This window comes from Thauera aminoaromatica S2, assembly GCF_000310185.1.
In the GTDB taxonomy this organism is placed as follows: domain Bacteria; phylum Pseudomonadota; class Gammaproteobacteria; order Burkholderiales; family Rhodocyclaceae; genus Thauera; species Thauera aminoaromatica.
This window is the reverse complement of record NZ_AMXD01000151.1, coordinates 1-8506: the sequence shown is the minus strand read 5'-3', so window position 1 is coordinate 8506 and position 8506 is coordinate 1. Positions and strand designations below refer to the sequence as shown.

At 68.9% G+C, this 8506-nt stretch carries 7 protein-coding genes, 1 tRNA gene and 1 pseudogene; 7 read left to right on the top strand and 2 right to left on the bottom strand.

Annotated features, from left to right (window positions below):
• Positions 1-242 precede the first annotated feature (242 nt).
• Positions 243-1349 (top strand): glycoside hydrolase family 5 protein, encoded by a 1107-nt coding sequence (locus C665_RS16740; protein WP_004323408.1) that lies wholly within the window; start codon positions 243-245, stop codon positions 1347-1349.
• On the opposite strand, the gene C665_RS16735 is transcribed toward C665_RS16740, so the two are convergent.
• Together C665_RS16735 and C665_RS16730 are read right to left on the bottom strand one after the other, a co-directional pair.
• Entirely contained in the window at positions 1335-3143 is a 1809-nt protein-coding gene (locus C665_RS16735; protein WP_004323406.1) for an ABC transporter ATP-binding protein/permease, read from the bottom strand. The genes C665_RS16740 and C665_RS16735 overlap by 15 nt on opposite strands.
• Before the next feature lie 197 nt (positions 3144-3340).
• Positions 3341-3417, bottom strand: a tRNA-Met gene (locus C665_RS16730).
• Between the two features lie 176 nt (positions 3418-3593).
• Between C665_RS16730 and C665_RS16725 the strand changes: the two genes are divergently transcribed.
• The 6 genes and pseudogenes from C665_RS16725 to C665_RS16700 form a co-directional block, all read left to right on the top strand.
• Positions 3594-4034, top strand: coding sequence for a hypothetical protein (locus tag C665_RS16725; protein ID WP_012584684.1), 441 nt, complete (start codon positions 3594-3596; stop codon positions 4032-4034).
• Positions 4035-4092: 58 nt separating this feature from the next.
• Entirely contained in the window at positions 4093-5457 is a 1365-nt protein-coding gene (gene miaB / locus C665_RS16720) for a tRNA (N6-isopentenyl adenosine(37)-C2)-methylthiotransferase MiaB (RefSeq protein WP_004323401.1), read from the top strand.
• Positions 5458-6477: a PhoH family protein gene (locus C665_RS16715; RefSeq protein WP_004323400.1), complete on the top strand. Its 1020-nt coding sequence runs from the start codon at positions 5458-5460 to the stop codon at positions 6475-6477.
• Positions 6467-7291: an rRNA maturation RNase YbeY gene (gene ybeY / locus C665_RS16710; RefSeq protein ID WP_004323399.1), complete on the top strand. Its 825-nt coding sequence runs from the start codon at positions 6467-6469 to the stop codon at positions 7289-7291. The genes C665_RS16715 and ybeY overlap by 11 nt, the downstream gene beginning before the upstream one ends.
• Before the next feature lie 22 nt (positions 7292-7313).
• Entirely contained in the window at positions 7314-8153 is an 840-nt protein-coding gene (locus C665_RS16705) for a CorC family transporter (RefSeq protein ID WP_004323398.1), read from the top strand.
• Positions 8153-8506: pseudogene (locus C665_RS16700) on the top strand (apolipoprotein N-acyltransferase); the annotation flags it as partial. The gene C665_RS16705 and the pseudogene C665_RS16700, both read left to right, overlap by 1 nt.

Here is an 8506-nt window from a genome sequence, read left to right as displayed (position 1 = left end):
CGGGGGGCGGGGGGCGGGGGGCGATTCTGCCACGTGTGTCGCCGTGTCGAGTCATGATCGCGACTTGCGTCGCTCCTACGAGAATCATATTGCCGCCGCGGCGTGGGCCGGCCCGTGGGAGCGACGCAAGTCGCGAAAGGGCGGCGCACGGTGGGCGCGAGCTTTTTCACGGTCGGGCGAGGCGTTTGACTGCCAGAATGAGCCATGTCCATCACGCCCGATCCGGGCAAGGGGAGGTTCTCATGGAAACGACGCGTACCAAGCTGCGCGGGGTGAACCTGGGTAGCTGGCTGCTGCTGGAGAAGTGGATGGTGCCCAGCCTGTTCGAGGGCCTGGAGGCGACCGACGAGACCACCTGGTGCGCCGAGCTCGGTCCCGCCGCGGCCGAGCGCCTGCGCCGGCACTGGGCGAGCTTCGTGACCCGCGAGGACTTCGCCTGGATCGCCGCACGCGGCCTCAACGCGGTGCGCATCCCGATCGGGCACTGGATCTTCGGCCCCGACTACCCCTACCACCCCAAGTACGGCGCCCACCGCCACCCCTTCGTCACCGGCGGCATCGAGGTGCTCGACCGCGCCCTCGACTGGGCGCAGGAGTTCGGCCTGCGCGTGATCATCGACCTGCACGCCGCGCCCGGCTGCCAGAACGGCTTCGATAACGGCGGCATCAAGGACGTGGTGGAGTGGCATACGAAGAAGGAATACCTCGAGCACTCGCTCGCCGTGCTCGAGCGCCTGGCCGAGCGCTACCGCGCGCACCCGGCGCTGCACGGCATCGAGCTGCTCAACGAGCCGCGCTGGGACGTGCCGACCGACTACCTGAAGTCCTACTACCTCGAGGCCTACGCGCGCATCCGCAAGCACTGCGCGCCGGAGACGGTGGCGGTGGTGTTCCACGACGGCTTCCGCAGCTTCCGCGAGTACCTCGGCTTCATGCAGGCGCCGGCCTTCCGCAACGTGGTGTTCGACTATCACCGCTACCAGTGCTTCGAGCGCGGCGACATCGACATGGACATCCACGGCCACATCCGCAAGGCGGCGGTGGACTGGCGCGAGGAAGCCGACGCGATCAACGCCGAGCTCGGCCTGCCGGCGGTGTGCGGCGAGTGGAGCCTGGGGCTGGACCTGAAGGTGGTGTCGCTGTGGGCCGAGGGGCCGTTCAACCACGCCCTCGAGCACATGGACGACTTCCAGCAGGACGTGGCCAGCCGCGCCTACGGCGACAGCCAGCTGATGACCTTCGAGCGCCTGGCGGGCTGGTTCTTCTGGAGCTACAAGACCGAGACCACGCCGGCCTGGTGCTTGCGCGAATGCGTGGAGCGCGGCTGGCTGCCCTCACGCTTCGGGTAGGGAGGGCGTTTCCGGCCGCGCCGCGGGCGCGGTCGGCGGCTGCAGGCCCGGGCGCGGGCGCTGCAGCAGCAGCCGGCGCTCGAAGAAGTGGTTCTGGCGCGCGCGCCGGCTGATCACCAGCAGGGTCGAGCTGGGCAGCTCGTGGTGCAGCAGCTCCAGGGTGTCGACCTCTTCCTTGGGCGCGAGCGCGTCGGTGGCCTCCTCGATGAAGATCCACCCCGGCTGGTGCAGGAACACGCGTGCGACGCCCAGGCGCTGCTGGATGCGCAGCGGCAGCTCGCGCCCCCAGTCCTCCTGGGTGTCGAGCTTGGGGGCCAGCCAGGCGATGCCGGCGCATTCGAGCGCACGCTCGAGCACGGCGTCGGCGTGGCGGTCGGCGTCGTCGGGATAGCTCAGCACCATGCGCAGGCTGCCCGCGGGCAGGAAGGGCTGGCGCGGCACGAACATCAGGTCGCGCCCGAGCGGCAGCCTCACCTCCCCGCTGCCCCACGGCCACAGCCCGGCCACCGCCTTGAACAGGCTCACGGTGACCGCAGGGTCGCCGCAGATCAGCACGCGCTCGCCGCGGCGCACGCGCAGGTCGAAGTCGTCGAGGAGGATCTCGCCCGCAGGCGTCTGCAGGCGCAGTTGGCGCAGTTCGAGCTCGGGGTGGGGCGAACTGCACACCGCGATGCGCTCGCGGCCGCGGCTGCGGGCTTCGGCGCGCTCGAGCGCGAGCATGTCCTCGTAGAGGCTGGCGACGCGGTCGATCGAGGCGCGGCAGCGCGCCAGCTCGCCGAGGTTGTCGATCGGCCACGACAGCGCCGTGGTCAGGCGCTGGAAGGCCTGCGCCGCCTGCATCAGCACGCCCAGCGTCATCGCCCCGGCGATGTACTGCGGCGCGGCGATCAGGATGGGGAACACCGGCAGCAGGGTGCCGTAGCCGGTGGAGAAGGACACGATGCCGAGGTAGGCCAGAGTCTGCCGGTTCCAGCCCCGCCCGACGTCGTCGAACAGGCGCGCAGCCTCACGGCGCTCGTGCGGCTCGCCATGCATCATCGCGATCGGCTCGGCGTGCTCGCGCGCGCGCGCCAGCCCGAAGCGCAGGTTGGCCTCGACGGTCTGCAGGCGGTTGGTGGCGCGGATCAGCGGGCGACCGAGCATGAGCCCGAGCGCCGCGCCCACGCCCGCATACAGGAAGGCGGCGAGCACCATGTAGCCGTGCACCGCGATCGAGGTCCCCGGCAGCGGCGCGCTGCCCGAGACGCGCAGCAGGATGTCGATGAAGCTGCCCAGGATCAGCAGTGCGAACAGCAGCGAGTGGGCGAGCGAGACCGCCACGTCGGTGGCGATGCGGATGTCCTCGGCGATGCGGCCGTCGGGGTTGTCGTGCTCGCCGGCGGTGAACTGCAGGCGGTACAGGTGGCCGTGCGCCAGCCAGTGCTCGAGCAGCAGGTCGGTGAGCCAGCGCCGCCAGTCGAGCTGCAGCCGGCGCTTGACGTGCATGTGCAGCGCGGTCACCCCCATGGTGAGCGCGAAGATCAGCACGAAGACCCCTACCAGCTTCATCAGCTCGGACAGCGCACGCTCCTCGAGCGCGTCGAAGAGGTCGCGGTTCCAGTAGCTCACCCAGATCGCCAGCCCGACCTGCGCCATCGTCAGCAGCGCCAGCGCCAGCACCGTCCCGCGCACCTGCCACTTGCGCGCGCAGTTCCAGTAGCCCCCCGCCAGCAGCAGGAAGCGCCGCCCGCCGTCGCGATGGGGCGGGCGGCGGGGAGGCTGCTTGGGAAGGGTGGCGGCATGGGTGGAGGACATGGAGCAATCATGCCTCGTTACGGGGCGTTCGTCCGTGGAGGAAGACGCGGTTTGCTTGCGGACTGCAAGCGGGCGGCGAGACGGAGCGATCGTTTTGCTACGCGAGTCCCGAGCGACCCGGCTCTGCGAACCACCCGCAGAGGCTTCAGAGATGAAAAAAGCCGCTGACCCTCGCGGATCAGCGGCTTCGTATCTGGTGGTGGTGATGGGCGGAATCGAACCGCCGACCTATGGGTTATGAATCCATCGCTCTAACCGTCTGAGCTACATCACCAACAGAGCGCGCGAATATAGCGGGTCTGCGGCGGGGTCGTCAAGCGTCAGCGCGCCCGAAGAGGACCTTCTGCGGATGGGGCCATGCCGGTTGCGCGTGCGCCGCGGCACCGGGGCAGGGCGGCCATGCGCGCGCAGTAGGCTCCGCAAGTGCGTGCAGGGGCTAGGGTTCTGCGAGTGGAACGCTTGATTTATAAGGCTTTTGCATTGACATCCCCGGGGCGATGGACGATCATCGGCGCCCTGTTCCCTACCGTTCCGGATCTTTCCGGCCCGTCCTTGCGCCCGCATTTCCTCTCCGTCCTGCTGGCCGGTCTCTCCGGCCTCGCGTCCTCCGTGGCCTTTGCTGCCTTGCCGCGGCCGATTCCCGACGACGCGGCGCGGGTGAAGATGACGTTTTCCTCGGCCAGCGTGGTGCAGGTCAAGGATGCCACGCTGCAACTCAGCCCCGGCGCGCAGATCCGCGATACCCACAACCGCATCGTGCTGCCCTCGCATGTGTCTGGCGAGTACGTGGTGCGCATGCTGGTCGACCGCAACGGCCAGGTGCATCGGGTGTGGATCCTCACCCCGGAAGAGGCTGCGGCGCCGATGCCCAAGGCGCCGTCCCGGCCTTGATGGATGCCGCGATGCCCGCCCGACCTGCCGCAAGGCCTTGCCTGACATTCCCTGATAGATGAAGAAACTCTACATCCGCACCTTCGGGTGCCAGATGAACGAGTACGACTCCGACAAGATGGCGGACGTGCTCGGCGCTCACGAAGAACTGGTCAAGACCGACAACCCGGAAGAGGCCGACGTGATCCTCTTCAACACCTGTTCGGTGCGCGAGAAGGCGCAGGAGCGGGTGTTCCACGATCTCGGCCGCGTGCGTCTGCTCAAGCAGAAGAAGCCCGGGCTGATCATCGGTGTGGGCGGCTGCGTGGCCAGCCAGGAAGGCGAGGCCATCGTCAAGCGCGCGCCCTATGTGGACGTGGTGTTCGGCCCGCAGACCCTGCACCGCCTGCCGAGCCTGATCGCGGCGCGCAAGCAGAGCGGGCGCTCGCAGGTGGATATCTCCTTCCCCGAGATCGAGAAGTTCGACGCCATGCCGCCGGCGCGCGTCGAGGGCGCGAGCGCCTTCGTGTCGATCATGGAAGGCTGCTCGAAGTACTGCACCTTCTGCGTCGTGCCCTATACCCGCGGTGACGAGGTGTCGCGCCCGCTCGAGGACGTGCTCGCCGAGATCGCCGGTCTCGCGGCACAGGGCGTCAAGGAGGTGACGCTGCTCGGCCAGAACGTCAACGCCTGGCGTGGCGTGCTCTCGCGCGAGGACGGCGAGCAGGGCGCCGACGTTGGTGATTTCGCCTTCCTTCTGGAATGCGTGGCCGAGATCCCCGGCATCGAGCGTATCCGCTACACCACCTCGCACCCACGCGAGATGACGCAGCGTCTGATCGACTGCTACGCGAAGCTTCCCAAGCTGGTGTCGCAGTTGCACCTGCCGGTGCAGTCGGGCTCGGACCGCGTGCTGGCGGCGATGAAGCGCGGCTACTCGGTGCTCGAGTTCAAGTCCGTGGTGCGCAAGCTGCGTGCGGCGCGGCCGGATCTTTCCTTGACCTCGGACTTCATCGTCGGCTTCCCCGGCGAGACCGAGGAGGACTTCGAGAAGACCATGAAGCTGATCGACGACGTCGGCTTCGACGGCTCCTTCAGCTTCGTCTACAGCTCGCGTCCCGGCACCCCGGCCGCCGACCTCGAAGACCCGGTGGCGCAGGAGACCAAGCTCGCCTGGCTCGCCCGCCTGCAGAAGCGCATCGACGAGCAGTACCAGGCCAACAGCGAGGCCATGGTCGGCACGGTGCAGCGCATCCTGGTCGAGGGCGCGGCGAAGAAGAACGCCGAGGCCGAGATGATGGGCCGCAGCGACAACAACCGCGTGGTCAACTTCCCCTCCGACTCGCCCGTCCGCGATCGCCTCGTCGGGCAGTTCGTCGAGGTGCGCATCACCGCAGCATTGCCGCACAGCCTGCGCGGCGAAATCCTCACCCGGGAATCCTGAATGGCGAAAATCCTGGAAGTCTTCTTCGAGCCGGTGGATAACGCCCGGCTGGCCAAGCTGTGCGGCGTACTCGACGAGAACCTGCGCCAGATCGAGAACGCCTTCGACATCACCGTGAGCCGGCGTGCCGAACACTTCACGCTGCAGGGCCACCCCGCGCAGGTGCTGCGCGGCGAGATGGCGCTCAAGCATTTTTACGCGCTCGCCGACAAGGACCTGTCGCGCGACGAGGTCCAGCTCGGCCTCATCGAGATCGCCAACAAGGGCGAGGCGGCGCAGCCCGCGCCGGTGCTGATGACGCGCCGTACGGAGCTCCACGGCCGCACGCCGCGCCAGGTCGACTACCTGCGCAACATCCAGGACTTCGACATCACCTTCGGCATCGGCCCGGCCGGCACGGGCAAGACCTATCTCGCGGTGGCGAGCGCGGTCGACGCCTTCGAGCGCGACCTCGTCGAGCGCATCATCCTCACCCGCCCGGCGGTCGAGGCCGGCGAGCGCCTGGGCTTCCTGCCCGGCGACCTGGCGCAGAAGGTCGACCCCTACCTGCGCCCGCTCTACGACGCGCTCTACGACCTGATGGGCTTCGACCGCGTCGGCAAGCTCTTCGAGCGCGGCAGCATCGAGATCGCGCCGCTCGCCTTCATGCGCGGGCGCACGCTCAATAATGCCTTCATCATCCTCGACGAGGCGCAGAACACGACCCCCGAGCAGATGAAGATGTTCCTCACCCGCATCGGCTTCGGCGCCAAGGCGGTGGTCACCGGCGACCTCACCCAGATCGACCTGGCACGCGGCCAGCGCAGCGGTCTCAAGGAGGCGCGCGCGGTGCTGGCGGGGGTGCGCGGCATCGCGTTCACCGAATTCAGCAAGGAAGACGTGGTGCGTCATCCGCTTGTCGCGCGCATCGTCGAAGCTTACGACCTCGAGGCTGCGCGCCTCGAGCGCGAGAAGGCCGCGGCCCGCGCCGCGCGCCAGCAGCCGCACCCGCAGGAGCAGGAAGCCGAAGATGGCGAATAAGACCAACAGGACCGACAGGACGAACCAGGCGGCCGCGCGCAAGTCGGCCGGCACCTGGCCCAGGATTATCGCCGTCGATGCCGACGGCAAGGCTGCGCGCATCCGCGCCGAGCGCCTGGAGATCGAGCTCGGCGACGGTCGCAAGCTGCTGCTCGCCTTCCCCGAGAAGGCCTGGGGCGACCTCGAGATCGAGGCCGAGACCGACGACGACAACGCGGTGCCGATGCTGTCGCTGCAGCCCGGTGCCTGCAACCTGATGACCCTGCGCGTGGATGTGCACCACGACATGAGCTTCGTCGAGCCGCTCGCGCTGCCCGCGGGCGAGCATCCGCCGGTGCTGAAGCTGCAGGTGCAGAAGGCGGTCGAGGGCGAGGACAAGGCCAACTGCCCCAAGAAGAACCACATCCGGCGCTGGGCCGCGGCGGCGCTGCGCGCCAGCGCCCAGGTCACGGTGCGCCTGGTGGGCGAGGCCGAGGGGCGCGCACTCAACCGCGACTACCGCGGCAAGGACTACGCCACCAACGTGCTGACCTTCGCCTACGCCGAGGGCGAGGACCTGCCCGGCCTGCCCGCGGCGGCCGCAGACGTGCCGCTCGCCGGCGACCTGGTGCTGTGCGTTCCGGTGGTGGTGCGCGAGGCCGCCGCCCAGGGCAAGACCCTGGAGGCGCACTTCGCCCACCTCGTCGTGCATGGCATGCTGCACCTGCAGGGTTACGATCACGAGAACGAGACCGAGGCGGCCGAGATGGAAGCGCTCGAGACCGCGATCCTGCGCGAGCTCGGCTATGCCGACCCCTACGCCTTGAGCGCCTGAAGCGGAGACACCGACCCCCAAAATGGACAGTTCCCCCAAACCCTCCTTACTCGAGCGACTTTCGGCCCTTCTCTCGCGCGAACCGGAAGATCGCGATGAACTCCTCGCGCTGCTGCACTCGGCCTTCGACCGCAACCTGATCGACGCCGACGCCCTCACCATCATCGAAGGCGCCCTGCAGATGTCCGACATGCAGGTGCGCGACGTGATGGTCCCGCGCGCCCAGATGGACTGCGTGCATCTGGACGACCCGATCGACACGATCGCCAACTTCGCGATCGACACCGCCCACTCGCGCTTCCCCGCGATCGGCGACGGCAAGGACGACGTCGTCGGCATCCTGCTCGCCAAGGACCTGCTGCGCTACTTCGCCGGGCGCGAGTTCGACCTGCGCGACATGCTGCGCCCCGCAGTCTTCGTGCCCGAATCCAAGCGTCTCAACGTGCTGCTGCGCGAGTTCCGCGTGTCGCGCAACCACATGGCGATCGTGGTGGACGAGTACGGCGGCGTGGCCGGCCTGGTCACCATCGAGGACGTGCTCGAGCAGATCGTCGGCGACATCGAGGACGAGTACGACTTCGACGAGGTCGGCGACAACATCCGTCTCGACCACAGCGGCCGCTACCGCGTGAAGGCGACCACCGAGATCGAGGACTTCAACGAGGCCTTCGCCACCCACTTCAGCGACGAGGAATACGACACCGTCGGTGGCCTGGTGATCCGCCATTTCGGCCGCCTGCCCAAGCGTGGCGAGGCGGTGGAGCTCGAAGGCCTGAAGATCCAGGTGCTGCGCGCCGACAGCCGGCGGGTGTACACGCTGATCGTCGAGCGCCTGCCGCAGCCGCTGTCCGAACAGGCGTGATGCGGCGCGCCTGGCTGCTCGCGCTGCTCGCCGGCGGCGCGACGGTGTTCGCCTTCGCGCCCTTCGGGCTGTTCCCGCTCGCTTTCCTCGGCCTCGGCGTGCTCGTCTGGCTGCTCGCCGGCGCGGCGCGCGCGCGCGAGGGCTTCGCGCTCGGCTTCGCGTGGGGCTTCGGTGCCTTCGCCGCCGGAGTGTCCTGGCTCTACGTCGCGCTCGAACGCTACGGCGGCGTGCCCGCGCCGGTCGCCGCGCTGGCGATCGCGCTGTTCTGCGCCTACCTCGCGCTCTATCCGGCGCTCGCCGGGGCGGCCTTCGTCGCGCTGCGCGGCGAGCGCGTGGCAGGCGCGCCGGTGCGC